Here is an 18,060-nt window from a genome sequence, read left to right on the forward strand (position 1 = left end):
ATTGAAGCGCCAGATGCGCTGCACATCATCCTTGGCATCGCTCTCGCAATGTCTGGAAACTGTGCTGCCCCTTGCCACCCGCTCCGGTCACACCGGAGCGAAGCCTCAGTCGGTCTGCGTGTCGTAAGGGGATTGTTTCGGCGCCGGTGCCGGCTTTTCGGCCTTGCACTGCAGAGCGGCATTGATCGCTGCCGGTCCAACCGCGTGATACTGGCTAAGCAGGAGTTTTTCCTGTTCGGCGGTATACTCTGCTGGCTTGTTCATGTCGCGGGGCATATCGAATCCTTGGTTCCGCGTTGTCGTCCCTTCCGCGCAGATGGGGACCAAATCCGACAAAATCTTGACAGACCGCCCCGTCGGAAGACGCATTCCTAAAATTGCCGCATCAGCCTTAACATTTCCTTCACAATGCCATTTTGCTTGCAATACCTCTTTCGGGCCGCAACGCCGGGTTTCGCCGCGATCCCCAGCCTTTTGGCTTTCAGCTTTTAGTCTTGACGCATTTGCCACCTGCGGCGATAAGAACGCCTATGAAAACGCTGTGCACCATTATCGGTATTTGCATTATCGGCTAGCGCCTCATCGCTGGTCCGGACGTTTTCGCCCTCCTTTCCCGACGAGAAAAACGCCCAGGCCAGACGGCCGGAGCAAACCGTGCCCGCAATATCGCACCGCTCCGGCATGGCGATGGGTTGAAAACGGAAGGCGAGGATGACGAACGGTTTCAGGGGCCTCAGGGTCTACAACACGCTGACGCGGGCCAAAGAGGACTTCGTCCCCATCGATGAGAAAAATGTCCGCATGTATGTGTGCGGGCCAACGGTCTACGACTATGCCCATATCGGCAATGCGCGTCCGGCCATCGTCTTCGACGTTCTTTACCGTCTCCTGCGCCATCTCTATGGCGAGGACCACGTCACCTATGTGCGCAACATCACGGATGTCGACGACAAGATCAACGCGCGCGCCCGCCGCGACTATCCCGACCTGCCGCTCAATGAGGCGATCCGCGAAGTCACGCAGAAAACGGCCGATCAGTATCATGCCGACGTTGCCGCCCTCGGCTGCCTGAAGCCGACCATCGAGCCGCGCGCCACCGATTTCGTCCTGCCGCGCGCGGACGGATTGACTGATATGGCCAGCCTGATTCAATCTCTCATCGATCGCGGCCATGCCTATGAGACGAAAGGAGAAATCCTTTTCGACACAGCGTCCATGGAGGCCTATGGCGGGCTTTCGAAACGCAAACTGGAAGACCAGCAGGCCGGCGCCCGCATTGCGGTCGAGGCGCACAAGAAGAACCCGGCCGATTTCGTTCTCTGGAAGCAGTCATCCGCCGATGAGCCAGGCTGGGACGCGCGTTTCACCATCCGTGGCGCAGCAACGACCTTTCGCGGCCGCCCCGGCTGGCACATCGAGTGCTCGGCCATGTCCGCGGCCTATCTCGGCGAGGAGTTCGACATTCACGGCGGTGGCCTCGACCTGATCTTCCCGCACCACGAGAATGAGATCGCGCAATCCTGCTGCGCCCATGGCCGCGATGTCATGGCGCATTACTGGATGCACAATGGTTTCCTTCAGGTGGAGGGGCGAAAAATGTCCAAATCCGAGGGCAATTTCGTCACCATCCATGAACTGCTCGAAACGGAGAAATTCGGCGGGCGTAAATGGCCGGGCGAGGTTTTGCGTCTTGCAATGCTGATGACGCACTACCGCGAGCCGATCGATTTTTCGGTGCGCAAGCTCGAAGAGGCGGAGGCGGTGCTCGACGGGTGGTATCGGGCTGTCGGCGATGTCGAAGCAGGTGATATCGGATGCGCCGATACTATAGCCGCGCTCAGCGACGATCTCGGAACAACCGCTGCCATTGCCAGCCTTCACGAATTGCGCAGCGAGGCGACCAAAGGCAGCAGCGCGGCAAAACAGGCCCTCAAAACGAGCGCAGCTCTTCTCGGGCTGCTCGCAGGAACTGAAAGCGACTGGTTCGCCGTCAAGGCGTCGGAAGCCGCCATCGATGCCGGGTTCGTTGAAACCGCGGTGGAAAAGAGGCTCACGCAGTTGCGCGAGAAAAACTTCGCCGAAGCCGACCGCATCCGCGACGAGCTTGCCGCTCAGGGCGTCCAGCTCATGGACTACAAGGATACGGAGAGCGGCGAACGCCGCACCAGATGGGAGGTGAAACGGTGATCGACCATATCGGCATCAAGGTTGCGGATTTCGAGCGTGCGAAGGCGTTTTACGACAGGGCGATGGAACCGCTTGGCGCGTCGCTTCTGATGATGGTGCCGCCGGAATACACCGATGGCGTCAAGGTCGGCGGCTATGGCCGCGACCGGCCGGTCTTCTGGCTGACGGAAGGCGCGCCCGCCGGCGAACCGAAACATGTCGCCTTCACGGCCAACACCCGTGAAGAGGTGGACGCCTTTCACAAGGCCGCACTCGAGGCCGGCGGCCGCGACAATGGTGCGCCGGGCCCGCGGCCCCACTACCATGCAGACTACTACGGTGCCTTCGTTTTCGACCCTGACGGCAACAATGTGGAGGCCGTCTGTCACAGGCCGGCCTAGAGCAATTCCAGGAAAAGTGGCTACCGGTTTTCCGTCCGGAACTGCGCAAGAACGATAAGATTGAGCGCTTTTACGCTTCAGGCAAAAGTCAAAGCGCTCTGGGAGAAAGGGCAGGGAATGAGCCTCGACAACAAGCCCGTCTATTCCGGCGGTTGCCAGTGTGGGGCGGTGCGTTTTCATATCGAAGGCGCACTCGGCGAGGCTTCGGTCTGCCATTGCCGCATGTGCCAGAAGGCGAGCGGCAACATTATGCTTCCGCTGGTCTCGGTGCGTGGCGCGAAACTCACCTGGACACGCGCTGAACCCAAGCGCTTCCAGTCGTCCAGCCATGTGCGGCGGGGCTTTTGCCCGCACTGCGGCACGCCACTCACCTATGAAGCGCCCGACGGGCTGGCGATAACCATCGCCGCCTTCGACCACCCGGAGGAAATCGCGCCGGTGGTGCAGTGGGGCATGGAAGGAAAGTTGCCCTATACCGACGGCATCGCGGCCCTCCCGGGTTCCACCTCCGAGGAAGACGCGGACGCGGTGGAGTTTCTGCGCAACCTGGTCTCCTACCAGCACCCCGATCACGACACGGACGAATGGCCGCTGCCTGAAAACGCACGGAAAGACACTGAGAATGACTGAATTGCGCACGCTTTATCCTGAAATCGAGCCCTTCGACAGCGGTATGCTGGATGTGGGCGATGGCCACACGGTCTATTGGGAGCGCGTGGGCACCCGTGGCGCAAAACCGGCCGTGTTCCTGCATGGCGGCCCGGGCGGCGGCTGTTCACCCACGCATCGCCGCGCGTTCGATCCGGAAAAATACGACGTGATGCTCTTCGACCAGCGCGGCTGCGGGCGCTCGAAGCCCCATGCAGAGCTGGAGGCAAACACCACCTGGCATCTGGTGGCCGACATCGAGCGACTGCGCGGTATGATGGGCGTTGGTAAATGGCAGGTCTTTGGCGGCTCCTGGGGCTCCACACTGGCGCTTGCTTATGCCGAGAGCCATCCCGAATGCGTCTCCGAGCTGATCCTGCGTGGCGTCTACACACTCACCCGCGCGGAGCTTGAATGGTACTACCAGTTCGGCGTGTCGCAGATGTTCCCGGAAAAGTGGGAGCGCTTCATCGCCCCGATCCCGGAGGCCGAACGCGGCGACCTGATGGGCGCCTATCGCAGGCGCCTCGTGTCCGAGAATCGTGCCCTCCAGCTCGAGGCGGCAAAGGCATGGAGCCTGTGGGAAGGGGAAACCATCACCCTTTTGCCCGATCCCGGCCTCACGGAGCAGCACGGCGGCGACGATTTCGCCATCGCCTTCGCCCGCATTGAAAACCATTTCTTCGTTCATGGCGGCTGGTTTGAGGAAGGCCAGCTTCTGCGCGATGCCCACAAGCTCACCGGCATTCCCGGCGTCATCGTTCACGGCCGCTACGACATGCCGTGCCCGGCCCACTACGCCTGGCAATTGCACAAGGCCTGGCCTGACGCGGAATTCCACCTGATCGAGGGGGCGGGGCACGCCTTTTCCGAGCCCGGCATTCTCGACCGTCTTATCCGGGCAACAGACCAGTTTGCGGGTAAATGACCATGGCAATAAGAGAACGCATCTACCTTTTCGACACCACGCTGCGCGATGGCCAGCAGACGCCGGGCGTGGATTTTTCCGTCGAGGACAAGATCGCCGTGGCAAAGCTGCTCGACGAATTCGGCTTCGATTATGTGGAAGGCGGGTATCCCGGCGCGAACCCCACCGACACGGCCTTCTTTTCGAAGAAGCGTACCGGAAAAGCTGCTTTCGTCGCCTTCGGCATGACCAAGCGTGCCGGTGTCTCCGCCTCCAATGATCCCGGCCTCGCGGCTCTGCTTCAGTCGGCCAGCGATGCGATCTGCTTTGTCGCCAAGAGCTGGGATTACCATGTGCGCGTCGCGCTCGGCTGCACCAATGAGGAAAATCTGGAATCGATCACGGCCTCGGTCGAGGCGTCGGTTGCCGCCGGCAAGGAGACGATGGTCGACTGTGAGCATTTCTTCGATGGCTACAAGGCCAATCCGGACTACGCGCTGGCCTGCGCGAAGGCGGCCCATGACGCAGGCAGCCGTTGGGTGGTGCTGTGCGACACCAATGGCGGCACGCAGCCGGCAGAGATCAGGGAAATCGTGAGTGCCGTGATCGCGGCTGGCATTCCCGGCGCGCATCTGGGCATTCATGCTCATGACGACACGGGCCAGGCCGTGGCCAATTCGCTTGCCGCCGTTGAGGCAGGGGTGCGCCAGATACAGGGCACGCTCAATGGCATCGGCGAGCGCTGCGGCAATGCCAATCTGGTGACGATCCTGCCCACGCTGGCGCTCAAGCCTGCTTATGCGGAACGCTTCACGACCGGCATTCCCGACGAGAAGCTGGCCGACCTTTCGCGTCTTTCCCACGGCTTTGACGAGCTTTTGAACCGCGCGCCGGAGCTGCAGGCGCCCTATGTCGGCGCATCGGCCTTCGCCACCAAGGCCGGCATCCACGCCTCTGCTGTGCTCAAGGAGCCCGAAACCTATGAACATGTGCCGCCGGAAAGCGTGGGCAACACGCGCCGCGTCATGGTCTCGGACCAGGGCGGGAAATCGAACTTCATTGCCGAGCTGAAGCGCCGCGGTGTTGCCGTCGACAAGGCCGACCCGCGCCTCGATACGCTGATTGCGCTCGTCAAGGAGCGGGAGGCCGAGGGCTATGCCTATGAAGGAGCCGATGCGAGCTTTGAACTTCTCGCGCGGCGCACGCTTGGTCGCGTGCCGGAGTTTTTCAGGGTCGACGGTTTCCGCTGCATGGTGGAGCGTCGGTTCGATGCCAATGGCGAATTGAAAACCGTGTCGGAAGCCGTGGTCCGGGTGACCGTTGACGGCGAGACGCTCATGTCTGTGGCGGAAGGCCATGGGCCGGTCAACGCGCTCGACATCGCCCTGCGCAAGGATCTCGGCAAGTATCAGGCCGAAATTTCGGATCTGGCGCTGGCCGACTACAAGGTGCGTATCCTCAACGGCGGTACCGAGGCGATAACCCGCGTCTTGATCGAATCCTTCGACGGGACGGGCGCCCGCTGGTGGACCGTCGGTGTCTCCGACAACATCATCGATGCGTCGTTCCAGGCCCTGATGGATTCCATCGTCTACAAACTGGTCAAGAACCGGGACAAGGCAGATGCCGCAGAAGAGAACGCCGCCTGATCGAGACGAGCGAATGCGCTGGACCAATAAAATGAAATGGCGCCGATCCAGATCGGTATGACAGGATAATCGAACGCCCGTCACCCCCGCCGGGCTTTTCGTGGAAAGCAGATGTCCGAGATAGCAGAAGCAGAAAAGCCGCTTGAGGCGGACCCCAACGACGCGACGCGCGGCTTCTTCTTCGCTCTGTCTGCCTATGGTCTGTGGGGCTTCCTGCCGCTCTACATGAAGCTTGTCTCCCACATCCCGGCGATGGAGGTGGTGGCTCACCGCGTTCTCTGGTCTCTCCCGGTGGCGGCGGTCATCCTCTATTTTCTGGGACGCACGGCCGATATCCGCCAGGCGCTGCGCTCGCCGCGCACATTGCTGATGGCAGCGCTGACGGCGGCGATCATCTCCTGCAACTGGGGCATCTATGTCTGGGCGATCGCGGTCGACCGTGCCGTCGAGACAGCCCTCGGCTACTATATCAACCCGCTTGTCAGCATCGCCATGGCGGCGCTCTTTCTCGGCGAGCGCCTCAACCGTTACCAGATTGCCGCCGTCTGCCTAGCAGGCGTTGCCGTGCTGATCCTCACGACCGATGCGGGCGGTCTGCCCTGGGTGTCCCTCAGCCTCGCCTTCAGCTTCGCGGCCTACGGCATTCTGCGCAAGACCCTGCCCATCGGACCAAGCCAGGGCTTTTTCCTTGAAGTCCTGATCCTTGCTCTGCCCGCCCTCGGCTATCTCATCTGGCTCGGCGCGTCGGGCGAGGCGCATTTCATGCTTTCGAACCCGGCCGACATCGCTCTGCTCATCGGCTGCGGCCCGGTCACGGCCATTCCACTTATCCTGTTCGCCATGGGGGCCAAACGTCTGCGCTATTCCACCATCGGCATCATGCAGTACACGGCGCCGACCATGATCTTCCTGATCGCCGTATTCGTCTTCAAGGAGCCGTTCGGCGGCGGCAAGGCGGTGGCGTTCGCTTTCATCTGGGCAGCCCTTGCCCTTTATAGCTGGTCGATGCTGCGCGACGCGCGCCGGGCAAAAAAATAGCCGCCCCAGAGGGGGGGGCGGCGAATGAAACCCGGGATGCCGGGAAGGGGTGCGGCGAGCATCGACGGGTCAGGGACGGCGTGCGCGGAACATGCGAAGCCGGAGAACGCTGAACGCTCAAACCCCGGACGATGGATGGATGCATAGGCCATGCACCGCGCAATCGGATCGAAGCAGGCCAGTGTTACAGCGAGACTGCAATCGGGTAACGGCAGGATGACAATCCCGCGCTATTCATTGAAATCTGTGGACAGTCACAGCCGGTCGATAACCGTCTGGTCCTCACCATTCGATGACGCGCGCTGAGCGGCTGCCTTGAGGATTGCGGGGACGATATCCTGCGCCTGATCCACCACGATCGGGCGGACCCGGTGGCCGGAATGCACGAAGCCTTCCTGCTTCATGTGATCGACGAGCGTCAGGAGCGGGTTCCAGAAGCCGCCGATATTGGCGAACACCATAGGCTTTTCATGCCGGGAAAGCTGTGCCCAGGTCATGATTTCAACGATCTCTTCAAGTGTTCCAATTCCCCCGGGCAGGGCGACGAACGCATCCGAACGCTCGAACATGGTATGCTTGCGCTGGTGCATGTCTTCGGTGACGATGAGTTCGTCTAGCTCGGCCAGATCCACCTCGTTGGCCTCGCGGCGGATCAGGAATTTCGGAATGATCCCGGTCACCGTGCCGCCGGCGTCCATTGTGCCACGGGCAACCGCGCCCATGATGCCTTTGGTGCCTGCGCCATAGATCAGCCGCAAACGGGCTTCCGCCAGACTGCGCCCCAGCGTCAGTCCTGCCTGAAAATGACGTTCATCGCGTCCATTGCTTGAACCGCAATAGACGCACACCGACTCGATTGTGCTCATGAAACCATTGCTCGTCTGCGTTACCGTTATGGTCAAGAGGACAAAGGCTTTTTCTTGTCGCTTGAGCGAAAAAGCGTTACAGCCTGTCACAAAGGGACTATCGTGGGTTTATGGGCTTGACACCTTTAAAGGGGCTTCTTTTTCTCTCCGGCGCTGTCGTGGCGGGCCTCGGGGCCGCATATGTTCTGGGCGCGTTTGACGCACAGGAGCCACGCCCGGCTGCCCTGTCATCATCGCCGTCGCCCGATGCGGGCGCACCGGCGGCGGCCGCGAAGCAGGATGCGGGTGCAGCCAGCAGGGAAGCGCGCCTGGAGGATGCCAGCCAGGCAGAGGATAACAGCGCCTCGGAAACGCTGAAGCAGGCTCAGGAGATCGCCCCGCCGACCTTCGATATCGTGCGGGTCGAGCCGAACGGCTCTATGGTGATCGCCGGCAAGGCAGAGCCCAACGCGCGGATCGAAATCATCAATGGGGCGACCGTTCTCGGAACCGCCACAAGTGGTGCGTCGGGCGACTTCGCGGCTGTGCTTGAGGCCCCCCTCGAGCCGGGCGATTACCAGATCGTGCTGCGCGCCACCACACCCGACAATCTCGCCGCCACGTCCCTTGAAACGGCAATCGTCACCGTGCCCGACGACGAGGCGGGGCAGGTGCTTGCCCTGGTCGATCAGCCGGGCGCACCGAGCCGTCTGATCACGGTGCCCGAAGCAAAGGCGCCGCAGGAAGGCGAGAGCGAGACACAGGCTGAGGTCGCGCCTGAGCCATCCGCGACCGGGCAGGAGCCGCCGGCCGCGGCAGAAAAACCACAGGGCGAGCCGGCCCCGGTCGCCAACGAGGCCGAAGGTGAACAGCCGGCAGAGGCCGCGCAGACGGAGGAACAGTCACCGCCAGCCACCACAGCAGCGGAAGCCGCAGGTTCCCCCTTTATCGAAGCGGTCGAGATTGACGGGCGCCAGGTTTTCGTGGCCGGCGCTGCCCGTCCCGGCAGCACGATCCGTGTCTATGTGAACCAGATCCTTCTCGGAGAAACTGTGACCACACCGAACGGGCGTTTCCTGATCGAAGCGACCCGTGAACTGCCCATTGGCGACTACATTGTCCGCGCCGACATGCTTTCAGACGATGGGCGTACGGTCGTTGCCCGTGCTGCCGTGCCTTTCACACGGGCCGAGGGTGAACAGGTTGCAGCCGTCGCTGCGCCGGATTCCGGTTCGGATGTGCGCAACGATGCGGTTGACGGCAAGAATGCGCGCCTGCCGCCGGCGGGGGCTTCCCCGTCCGTGCAGGAGCCCGATGCGGCGGCGGAGGCTGCGAGCTCCGGCGCGGAGACCACGGCGCCGAAGCTTGCTCCGGTTGACGGTTCGGTGATCATTCGTCGCGGCGACACGCTCTGGCACATTTCCCGGCGCGTCTATGGCCGTGGCATCCGCTACACGACGCTCTATCTGGCCAACCAGGACCAGATCGAGGATCCCGACCGCATTTGGCCGGGGCAGGTTTTTGCCGTGCCCGAGAGCACCGAGGAGGGCGAAGCGGCCGATATGGAGGCCATCGAAGATCAGATGGTCGAGCCGGAAAACGCCAATTAGCCGACATTAAATTCCCTCTTTCTCTTGAAATCGCAGAACCTTTCATCGTATATCGCCGATGAACGATGAAAGGTTCTGCCATGCCACGCTCGTTGTCAGGCGCCTGCTGTGCGCATCACACCATGACGAAGGGGTTGAGCGCACTGTCTCACCCTGTGCGGGTCGAGATACTGAAGCATCTTTCGGGCTATGATGCGTGCTGCTGCAAGGATGTGGTGCGTCATCTGCATCTGGCGCAGTCCACGGTTTCCCAGCACCTGAAAGTGCTTGTGGAGGCGGGATTGGTGCATGTGCGCCCTGAGCGGCAAAGCTCGCGCTATGAGGTGGACACCGAGGCTCTTGCAGGCCTGACAGAAGCCCTGGCGCGTCTGACACAGACCTGCATCGATGCCAGCAAGAGCAGAACATCCAGCCACGGGGCCGAAGCGAATGACCAATAAGACCGTATCCGCCGAAGGCTCCACCTTCCAGACCCTTCGCAATCTGTGGCCCTATATGTGGCCATCCGACCGGATCGACCTGAAGCGGCGTGTCGTCATCGCCGCCTTCTTCCTGGTGCTTGCCAAGGTCATCCTCGTTTTTGTCCCATATTTCTACAAATGGGCGACCAATGCCCTTTCTGGGGAGGGGGAGGCGCCGGGCTTCCTGCCGGCCATGCTGGCCGGTCCGATCGTGCTCGTCGTGGCCTATAATGTCGTGCGTGTGGTCCAGCTCGGTTTCAACCAGTTGCGCGACGCACTCTTTGCCAGTGTCGGGCAGCACGCCGTGCGCCAGCTCGCTCACCGCACCTTCGTCCACATGCATCAGCTTTCGCTGCGCTTCCATCTGGAGCGCCGCACGGGGGGGCTTTCGCGCATCATCGAGCGCGGCACCAAGGGGATCGACACGATCGTTCGCTTCACGATCCTGAACTCGATCCCCACCGTTCTGGAATTCTTCCTCGCCGCCGGCATTTTCGCCTTCGCCTATGGCTGGATCTATGTGGCAATTGTCGCCGTCACGGTATGGCTCTACACTTGGTTCACGATCCGGGCGAGTGACTGGCGCATCGGCATTCGCCGGCAGATGAACGATTCCGATACGGACGCCAACACCAAGGCCATCGATTCCCTGCTCAATTTCGAAACGGTCAAATATTTCAACAACGAAGCCATGGAAGCACGGCGTTTCGATCGCTCCATGGCGCGTTACGAAGACGCGGCAACTCGCACCTGGACATCGCTCGGCTGGCTCAATTTCGGACAGGGAGTCATTCTGGGGCTTGGCATGACCGCCGCCATGGGGCTGTCCGCCTATGAAGTGATGCGCGGCACGCAGACGGTGGGCGATTTCGTCTTCATCAATGCCATGCTGATGCAGCTTTCCATCCCGCTGAATTTCATCGGCTTTGTCTATCGCGAAATCCGCCAGGGCCTGACCGACATCGAACAGATGTTCGACCTGCTCGACGTTCGCGCCGAGGTCACCGACAGGCCTGATGCAAAGATACTGACCGTCGATAAGGGCAATGTTCGCTTCGAGAATGTGCGCTTTTCCTATGATCCCGAGAGGCCGATCCTGAAGGGCATCAGTTTCGAGATCCCGGCAGGCAGGACCGTTGCCGTGGTTGGTCCCTCCGGCGCCGGAAAATCCACCATCTCGCGCCTTCTTTTCCGCTTCTACGATGCCCAGAATGGCGAGATCACCATAGACGGGCAGAACGTGAAGGACGTGACGCAGGAGAGCCTGCGTGCGGCCATCGGCATGGTGCCGCAGGACACGGTGCTCTTCAACGACACCATCGCTTATAACATCCGCTATGGCAGGCCCGACGCAAGCGATGAGGAGGTGCGCAGCGCGGCCGAGATGGCACAGATCGGCCCCTTCATCGAGAGCCTGCCGGAAGGCTATGGAACGATGGTGGGCGAGCGCGGGCTCAAGCTCTCCGGCGGTGAAAAACAGCGTGTCGCCATCGCCCGGACCATTCTCAAGGCCCCGCCCATTCTCTTGCTGGACGAGGCGACCTCGGCACTCGATACGCACACGGAGCAGGAAATCCAGGCAGCGCTCGACACGGTCAGCCGTGGCCGCACCACGCTCGTCATCGCGCACCGCCTGTCCACCGTCATCAACGCCGATGAGATCATTGTGCTGAAAGGCGGGGAGATCGCCGAACGTGGCCGTCACCCCGAGCTTCTGGCTGCCGGCGGGCTCTATGCGGAGATGTGGAGCCGTCAGCGTGAAGCCACCGAGGCCGAAGAGCGGCTGCGCAAGGCGCGTGAAACGGATGAAATGGGCGTGGTGGTGCGCCGCCAGCCGGCCTATTGACGGGCGTCACGGCTCCCTCCCTGAACCACTTCATGGGCTTTGTGACGGCACGCAGGTGTTGGAAACGAGCCGGCAGCCCGGTTGATGCGTTGCGGGAGAACCCGGATTCCGTTACCAAGGCGGCACATTCATTCGATTTGAAAGTGGCCGCCGATGAGCCTGATTGACACGATCCGCAACACGCTGGTGCCGATCCACCGCGAAGGGTATCCCTTTATTGCGGCTTTCGCCGGCGCAACCATTGTCCTGGGGCTGATCTCGGGGCCGCTGTTCTGGATCGGCCTGATCCTCACGGCCTGGTGCGTCTATTTCTACCGCGATCCCGAGCGCGTAACCCCCGTCGACGACAATCTGGTGATTGCGCCGGCCGATGGCGTCGTGTCCTTCGTTGGCCCCGCCGTGCCGCCGGCAGAGCTTGGCATGGGCGAGGGGGAGATGACCCGCATCTCCGTTTTCATGAATGTCTTCTCCTGCCACATCAACCGTGCGCCGGTGCGGGGCCGCATTTCTCTGATCGAGCATCGGCCGGGCCGGTTTCTCAACGCCGAACTCGACAAGGCGAGCAGCGAGAACGAGCGCAATGGCCTCGTGATCGAGAGCCCGCACGGCCCTGTTCCGGTGGTGCAGATCGCCGGGCTCGTGGCGAGGCGCATCGTCTGCTGGGCTGAGGCGCCGGGCAGATCACCGTCGGCGAACGGTTCGGCCTGATCCGCTTCGGATCCCGTGTCGACGTTTACCTACCGGCAGGTGCTGTGCCACGGGTTGCGATCGGCCAGACCGCGGTTGGCGGCGAGACTGTCATTGCGGCTTTCGGGAGCGATCTGAAACAGCCCATCGTCAGGGTTTCCTGATGGCAGGGCCCTTTCCACCATTCGAGCCGCATGGCGGGGGCGGGCCCAAGCTCAGTGAAATTCCGCTGCGCATGCTGGTGCCGAACGTCATCACCGTTCTGGCCATTTGCGCCGGGCTTTCCGGGATTAGGCTTGCTTTCGAGCACCGCGTCGAGACGGCGGTCGTCATGGTCCTGATTGCCGCGTTTCTGGACGCGGTGGATGGTCGCGTTGCACGCATGCTCAAGGCCTCGTCGAAATTCGGCGCACAGATGGATTCGCTGGCCGACATCGTCAATTTCGGCGTCGCGCCGGCTCTGGTTCTTTATGCCTATGTGCTCGATCAGGCGGGTGCGCTCGGCTGGATCGCCGCGCTTCTCTTCGCCATCGCCTGCTGCCTGCGGCTTGCACGCTTCAATGTCATGCTGGACGATCCGGATCGTCCCGCCTGGCATACGGATTATTTCGTCGGCGTCCCCGCGCCGGCGGGAGCGGCACTGGTGCTCCTGCCGATCTATCTGGGCTTTCTTGGCATTGCGCCGGACACCACCATGGCCTTTGCAGCTTCGGCCTATACGGTGCTGATCGGGTTTCTGCTGGTCAGCCGCCTGCCGGTTTATTCGGGGAAGAGTTCCGGTAGCCGGGTTCCGCGCGAATATGTTTTGCCGCTGATCCTGGGGCTGGCGCTCTACGTGCTTCTTCTGACCAGTTTCACCTGGATGACGCTTACGGTCTCAGCACTTGGCTATCTGGTCTTCCTTGTCTTCAGCATGCGCGCCTACGCACGCCGTGCGGAGCTGGAAGACAAAAAAGCGGCGGAAGAAGCCGGCGAAGAGCAGATATAATCCGGTAAGATCAGGTCTCGTTCGTCGGAGCCGGTGCGCCACGCACCTCGATCATCCGTCCAAACAGGGCTTCGGAAGCCCGCATGTCTTCCCGGCCCGAGCGCGCAATCAATGCCTCGATTGTCATCGGGGGCAGGGTGCGTACGTGGCGCGCGGGCACGAACCCGCGCCGTTCCATATAGACAGGAACCACATGTGCCTCTGCCTTGAGCGCAATGCGCGCGACGGCACGAAACAGGCGAAATGCCTTGGTGTCCGGTTCGGTGTCGTCGGGCATATAGACGGCAAGCCGGCCATTGCCTCTGAGGCGGCGCACCAGCCGGCGGCTGACAAAAACATGGTGTGCGTTGAAGGCGATTGTCCGCGCGAGCGCGCGCCAGGGTTCGAGAAAGGGCGACTTTGCCGATGCTTCATCGAGAATGTGCAGCGTGTCGTCGGGCAGAAGAGCAAGCATCGTCGCCGGGTCGAGACCGGATTGATGCCACACGGCATAGATAACCGGTGTGTCGGCCTTTCGCGCCGCATCGACCTCACGGTCGCTTATGCGAAACAGAAGCTTTAGCGGCGCGTGCAGCGCTGCCTGATGAAAGCTGACGCCGCGCCGATACTGGACGATGCCTGCCATGACGGCCCAGACCGCCAGGACAAGCAGCACGAATTCGATGATCAGTATCATGCCGCATCTCCCAATCGCCGGTTCTTCACCTGTCGGCAAAGTCCGGCATCAATCTCTACGTTCGGGTCAATTGCGTATCGAACGCTGTCCCTTCCGCAGCCCTTTCGGCGCGGCGTCTTCGTCCGCTGCCGCGTGGAAAGGTAACGAAAGCGTCCGGCAGGTCAATCGCGAAGTCTGGTCTGAAACCGAGCCTGTGTCCGCCTCACTGGGGCATCTGGTAACGTGTAAAATGATTTTTCTTTACGTCGAAGATCAGGCCTGTTTCCGTCAATTCCGGGCTCGCAAGCGGCAGGATTTTGGCTGCCACTTCAGAAGGATGCGGCAACGTCGCGGGATCTTCGCCCGGCATGGCCTGCGCACGCATGGCTGTGCGGGTCGCGCCCGGGTTTACCGAGTTGACCCGTAGCGGCATGTTCTTGGTCTCGTCGGCCCAGGAGCGCGCCATCGCCTCGACAGCCGCCTTGGAGGCCGCGTAGGGCCCCCAGAATGCCCGTGCGGAGTGTGCCGCCCCAGAGGACATCACGATCGCACGCCCCGCGTCCGAGGCGCGCAGCAGCGGGTCCACCGTCCGGATCAGCCGCCATGTGCCGGTGACATTGATGTTCATGACCTTTTCGAAGACCTTCGCCTCCACATGGCCAAGCGGCGCGATCACGCCGAGAATGCCCGCATTGGCGACCATGATGTCCAGCTTGCCCCAGCGCTCGTGAATGGCGCCGCCAATCCGGTCGATACCGGCCATGTCGGTCAGGTCGAGCGGCACCAGCGTGGCCTCGCCGCCCGCAGTCTTGATCTCGTCGTCGAGCTCTTCAAGACCGCCGACAGTCCGCGCCACGGCGATGACATGCGCGCCGCAGGCTGCAAGCTCTTTTGCCAGAAAATAGCCAATGCCGCGGGATGCGCCGGTGACGAGAGCCAGTCGGCCTTTCAGGTCTGGTTTTTTATCTGTCATTGACCGCCTGCTGCGAGAAGGGAAAGCGTGCGCACATTGTCTGTGCTGTCGTGATCGGTCAACCGCGTGGGGTAGTCCTTGGTGAAGCAGGCATCGCAATATTGCGGCCGCTCGGCATTGCGCGCTGCCTCTCCGACCGCGCGGTAGAGCCCGTCAATGGTCAGGAAGGCAAGCGAATCGACCCGGATGAAGTCGGCCATCTCCTCGACAGACATGCGCGAGGCGAGAAGTTTGGCCGCTTCCGGCGTGTCGACGCCGTAGAAGCAGGGCGAACGCGTGGGCGGCGATGCGATGCGCATGTGCACTTCGGCCGCGCCAGCATCGCGCACCATCTGCACGATCTTCTGGCTCGTGGTACCGCGCACGATGGAATCATCCACCAGCACAACCCGCTTACCCTCGATGCATCGGCGGTTTGCATTGTGCTTCAGTTTCACGCCCATATGGCGGATGGAATCGGTCGGCTGAATGAAGGTGCGTCCGACATAGTGGTTGCGGATGATGCCGAGTTCGAAGGGAAGGCCGGCTGCCTGCGCATAACCGATGGCGGCAGGTGTTCCTGAATCCGGCACCGGCACGACAATATCGGCCTCCACCGGCATTTCACGCGCCAGCTCCGCGCCGATTTCCTTGCGCACGTCGTAGACATTGCGTCCCTCGACCAGGGAATCCGGCCGCGCGAAATAGACATACTCGAAGATGCAGAAGCGCGGCTTCTCCTTGTTTTCAAAGGGGAAGAAACTCTCGATGCCCTTTTCGGTCACGACCACCATCTCGCCCGGCTTCAAATCACGCACGAAGCGGGCGCCGATGATGTCGAGCGCGCAGGTCTCCGAGGCCAGGATGTACGCGCCGTCGAGATCGCCCAGAACCAGCGGGCGGATGCCCAGCGGATCGCGGCATCCGATCATCTTTTTCGAGGTAAGAGCGACAATCGAGAAGGCACCCTCGATCTGCCGCACCGCCTCAATGAAGCGCGTATTGGTGTCGCGTTCCTTGCTGGTGGCGACAAGGTGCAGGACCGTCTCCGTATCGGAGGTGGACGAGAAGATCGCCCCTTCCTTCTGCAGCTTGCGCTGCACGGTCATGGCATTGGTGATGTTGCCATTGTGGGCGATGGCAAGACCGCCGTCCGACAATTCGGCAAAGAAGGGCTGGACGTTGCGCAGGCCCGAGCCGCCGGTCGTTGCATAGCGCGTATGGCCGATGGCGCGGCTGCCGCTCAGGCGGTCCAGGACCGACTGTTTGGTAAACGTATCGCCGATCAGGCCGATATGGCGCTCCACATGGAACTGGGTGCCGTCGAAGGAGACGATGCCGGCCGCTTCCTGTCCGCGGTGCTGCAAGGCGTGCAGGCCAAGCGTTACGATGGCTGCGGCGTCACTGCGTCCGAAAATGCCGAACACGCCGCATTCATCGTGAAAATGGTCGTCCGCTTCGCCTGCGAGAGGCAAATTGTCTTCCAGTGCCATTTCTGGCCGCCCTTTCATTGTGACACAGACGGCCCGCGACCGTCAGTTTGCGGTTTCGCCCTCGCCGGATGCGCCATTGGTGAGGCGATCGAAAACCGTATTGTCCGGATCGTCCGGAAGCATGGCCTGGATCCACTGACCCACGCCATCCAGCAATGGCCGGGATTTGGCTTCCGCAACCCAGCTCGGCGGGTTCGCACCCATCAGCCAGTTGAGAAACAGAAGCGCAACCGCCACCACCAGAATACCGCGTGCGGCACCGTAGAGGAAGCCAAGTGTGCGGTCGAGCGCGCCAATGCGCGAATCGATGATGAAGTCCGCGATCTTCATCGTGATGATCGTCACCACGATCAGTGCCACGAGGAAGACGGCTGCTGCCGCGACGGCCAGGGCCAGCATGTCATTGCTGATATAGGGCTTCACATAGGGCAGAACCAGTGGATGAAAATAATAGGCCGCCACCGCAGCCGCCGCCCACGAAGCGATCGACAGCACCTCGCGCGAGAAACCGCGCACCATGGCCAGCATGGCCGAAACGAGCGTGAAGCCGACAAGAATTCCGTCAAGCAACGTGATTGGCATTGTCACCCCTACTCCTTTGGCAGTTAGGATGCCCCCGCAAGGTCATGTTCTTTATCTTCCGGGCCACTGTGCCGCCAATCGATTTATTCAGGCCGCCTTGGCGCCCGCGATCCGGGCCACCAGTTCGGCCAGCGCTTCGGGGCGCGCCGCCCGCGATGCGATCGCACCCGAACCGTCTTCATTGCCCGGCGGCATGACCGCTTGGGCGAAGCCGAGCTTTTCGGCTTCCTTGAGACGGCTCGCTGCATGCGCAACGGGTCTGACAGCGCCCGAAAGGCTGATTTCGCCGAAATAGACGCAATCGGCGGGCAGGGCAAGCCCGGTGAGTGATGAGACGAGTGCTGCGGCCACCGCAAGGTCGGCTGCCGGCTCCGAAATCCGGTAGCCGCCGGCCACGTTCAGATACACGTCATGGGTTGCAAAACGCACCCCGCAATGGGCTTCCAGAACGGCCAAAACCATGGAAAGTCTGGCAGAATCCCATCCCACCACGGCACGGCGCGGTGTGCCGAGCGGCGAGGGGGCAACAAGCGCCTGGATTTCCACAAGAACCGGTCGTGTGCCCTCCATACCGGCGAATACGGCGGCACCGGGCGCTGCCGCGCTGCGCTCGCCCAGAAACAGCTCCGACGGGTTGGAGACCTCGCGCAGGCCCCTGTCGCCCATTTCGAACACGCCGATCTCGTCGGTCGGGCCGAAGCGGTTCTTCACCGTGCGCAGGATGCGGTAGTGGTGCCCGCCTTCACCTTCGAAATAGAGAACCCCGTCCACCATGTGCTCCACAACGCGGGGGCCGGCGATCTGGCCTTCCTTGGTCACGTGACCGACCAGAACCACCGCGGCGCCGGTCGATTTCGCATAGCGGATCATGGCCTGCGCCGACGCGCGCACCTGCGTCACTGTGCCGGGCGCGGATTCGGCCATGTCGGTCCACAGCGTCTGGATGGAATCCAGAATGACGAGATCGGGGCGTTTGCCGTCCTCGATGGTCGCCAGAATATCCTCGACATTGGTCTCGGCTGCCAGTTCCACCGGCTGCTGCGCCACATCCAGGCGCTGCGCGCGCAGGCGGATCTGCGCCACCGCCTCTTCGCCCGATACGTAGACGATGCGGTGGCCGCGCGCCGCAAGG

At 62.0% G+C, this 18,060-nt stretch carries 17 protein-coding genes and 1 pseudogene; 11 read left to right on the forward strand and 7 right to left on the reverse strand.

What is annotated here, in order from left to right; all coding sequences use genetic code 11:
• Positions 1-105 precede the first annotated feature (105 nt).
• Positions 106-264: a transcriptional regulator gene (locus JCM21793_RS29175; RefSeq protein WP_141686065.1), complete on the reverse strand. Its 159-nt coding sequence runs from the start codon at positions 262-264 to the stop codon at positions 106-108.
• Positions 265-711: 447 nt separating this feature from the next.
• Between JCM21793_RS29175 and cysS the strand changes: the two genes are divergently transcribed.
• The 6 genes from cysS (at position 712) to rarD (ending at position 6,809) form a co-directional block, all read left to right on the forward strand.
• Entirely contained in the window at positions 712-2,187 is a 1,476-nt protein-coding gene (gene cysS / locus JCM21793_RS08565) for a cysteine--tRNA ligase (RefSeq protein ID WP_025030118.1), read from the forward strand.
• Entirely contained in the window at positions 2,184-2,567 is a 384-nt protein-coding gene (locus JCM21793_RS08570) for a VOC family protein (protein ID WP_007008509.1), read from the forward strand. Before cysS ends, JCM21793_RS08570 begins: the two co-directional genes overlap by 4 nt.
• Before the next feature lie 117 nt (positions 2,568-2,684).
• The gene (locus JCM21793_RS08575) at positions 2,685-3,197 is read left to right on the forward strand and encodes a GFA family protein (protein ID WP_025030119.1); all 513 of its coding nucleotides are present in this window, start codon (positions 2,685-2,687) and stop codon (positions 3,195-3,197) included.
• Positions 3,190-4,143, forward strand: coding sequence for a prolyl aminopeptidase (pip, locus tag JCM21793_RS08580; protein ID WP_025030120.1), 954 nt, complete (start codon positions 3,190-3,192; stop codon positions 4,141-4,143). The genes JCM21793_RS08575 and pip overlap by 8 nt, the downstream gene beginning before the upstream one ends.
• Positions 4,140-5,771 (forward strand): citramalate synthase, encoded by a 1,632-nt coding sequence (cimA, locus tag JCM21793_RS08585; RefSeq protein WP_036539953.1) that lies wholly within the window; start codon positions 4,140-4,142, stop codon positions 5,769-5,771. The genes pip and cimA overlap by 4 nt, the downstream gene beginning before the upstream one ends.
• A gap of 111 nt (positions 5,772-5,882) precedes the next feature.
• A complete protein-coding gene (gene rarD / locus JCM21793_RS08590) occupies positions 5,883-6,809 on the forward strand; it encodes an EamA family transporter RarD (RefSeq protein WP_036539955.1) in 927 nt (308 codons plus the stop codon).
• Positions 6,810-7,063: 254 nt separating this feature from the next.
• On the opposite strand, the gene JCM21793_RS08595 is transcribed toward rarD, so the two are convergent.
• On the reverse strand, positions 7,064-7,675 hold the full coding sequence (locus JCM21793_RS08595) for an LOG family protein (protein WP_025030123.1): 612 nt from the start codon (positions 7,673-7,675) through the stop codon (positions 7,064-7,066).
• Between the two features lie 110 nt (positions 7,676-7,785).
• On the opposite strand from JCM21793_RS08595, the gene JCM21793_RS08600 reads away from it, so the two are divergent.
• The 5 genes and pseudogenes from JCM21793_RS08600 (at position 7,786) to pssA (ending at position 13,246) form a co-directional block, all read left to right on the forward strand.
• Positions 7,786-9,264 (forward strand): Ig-like domain-containing protein, encoded by a 1,479-nt coding sequence (locus tag JCM21793_RS08600; protein WP_025030124.1) that lies wholly within the window; start codon positions 7,786-7,788, stop codon positions 9,262-9,264.
• A 122-nt stretch (positions 9,265-9,386) separates the two neighbouring features.
• On the forward strand, positions 9,387-9,704 hold the full coding sequence (locus tag JCM21793_RS24900) for an ArsR/SmtB family transcription factor (protein ID WP_051556142.1): 318 nt from the start codon (positions 9,387-9,389) through the stop codon (positions 9,702-9,704).
• The gene (locus JCM21793_RS08610; protein ID WP_025030126.1) at positions 9,694-11,571 is read left to right on the forward strand and encodes an ABCB family ABC transporter ATP-binding protein/permease; all 1,878 of its coding nucleotides are present in this window, start codon (positions 9,694-9,696) and stop codon (positions 11,569-11,571) included. Before JCM21793_RS24900 ends, JCM21793_RS08610 begins: the two co-directional genes overlap by 11 nt.
• Before the next feature lie 153 nt (positions 11,572-11,724).
• A pseudogene (locus JCM21793_RS24905) lies at positions 11,725-12,422 on the forward strand (phosphatidylserine decarboxylase).
• On the forward strand, positions 12,422-13,246 hold the full coding sequence (gene pssA, locus JCM21793_RS08620; RefSeq protein WP_025030127.1) for a CDP-diacylglycerol--serine O-phosphatidyltransferase: 825 nt from the start codon (positions 12,422-12,424) through the stop codon (positions 13,244-13,246). The pseudogene JCM21793_RS24905 and the gene pssA overlap by 1 nt, the downstream one beginning before the upstream one ends.
• 10 nt (positions 13,247-13,256) lie before the next feature.
• Here pssA and JCM21793_RS08625 read toward each other — a convergent pair whose 3' ends face one another.
• The 5 genes from JCM21793_RS08625 to radA all read right to left on the reverse strand — a co-directional run.
• The gene (locus tag JCM21793_RS08625) at positions 13,257-13,922 is read right to left on the reverse strand and encodes a 1-acyl-sn-glycerol-3-phosphate acyltransferase (RefSeq protein WP_025030128.1); all 666 of its coding nucleotides are present in this window, start codon (positions 13,920-13,922) and stop codon (positions 13,257-13,259) included.
• A 202-nt stretch (positions 13,923-14,124) separates the two neighbouring features.
• Positions 14,125-14,874, reverse strand: a complete 750-nt coding sequence (locus JCM21793_RS08630; protein WP_025030129.1) for an SDR family NAD(P)-dependent oxidoreductase — start codon at positions 14,872-14,874, stop codon at positions 14,125-14,127.
• The gene (gene purF, locus JCM21793_RS08635) at positions 14,871-16,346 is read right to left on the reverse strand and encodes an amidophosphoribosyltransferase (RefSeq protein WP_025030130.1); all 1,476 of its coding nucleotides are present in this window, start codon (positions 16,344-16,346) and stop codon (positions 14,871-14,873) included. Before purF ends, JCM21793_RS08630 begins: the two co-directional genes overlap by 4 nt.
• A 42-nt stretch (positions 16,347-16,388) precedes the next feature.
• Complete coding sequence (locus tag JCM21793_RS08640) at positions 16,389-16,928, reverse strand: CvpA family protein (protein WP_007007707.1); 540 nt, start codon at positions 16,926-16,928, stop codon at positions 16,389-16,391.
• Positions 16,929-17,015: 87 nt separating this feature from the next.
• Positions 17,016-18,060, reverse strand: a 1,045-nt coding sequence (gene radA, locus JCM21793_RS08645) for a DNA repair protein RadA (RefSeq protein ID WP_025030131.1), incomplete at its 5' end; no start/stop codon positions are given.

The organism is Nitratireductor aquibiodomus NL21 = JCM 21793, from assembly GCF_000615975.1.
Lineage (GTDB): Bacteria > Pseudomonadota > Alphaproteobacteria > Rhizobiales > Rhizobiaceae > Nitratireductor > Nitratireductor aquibiodomus.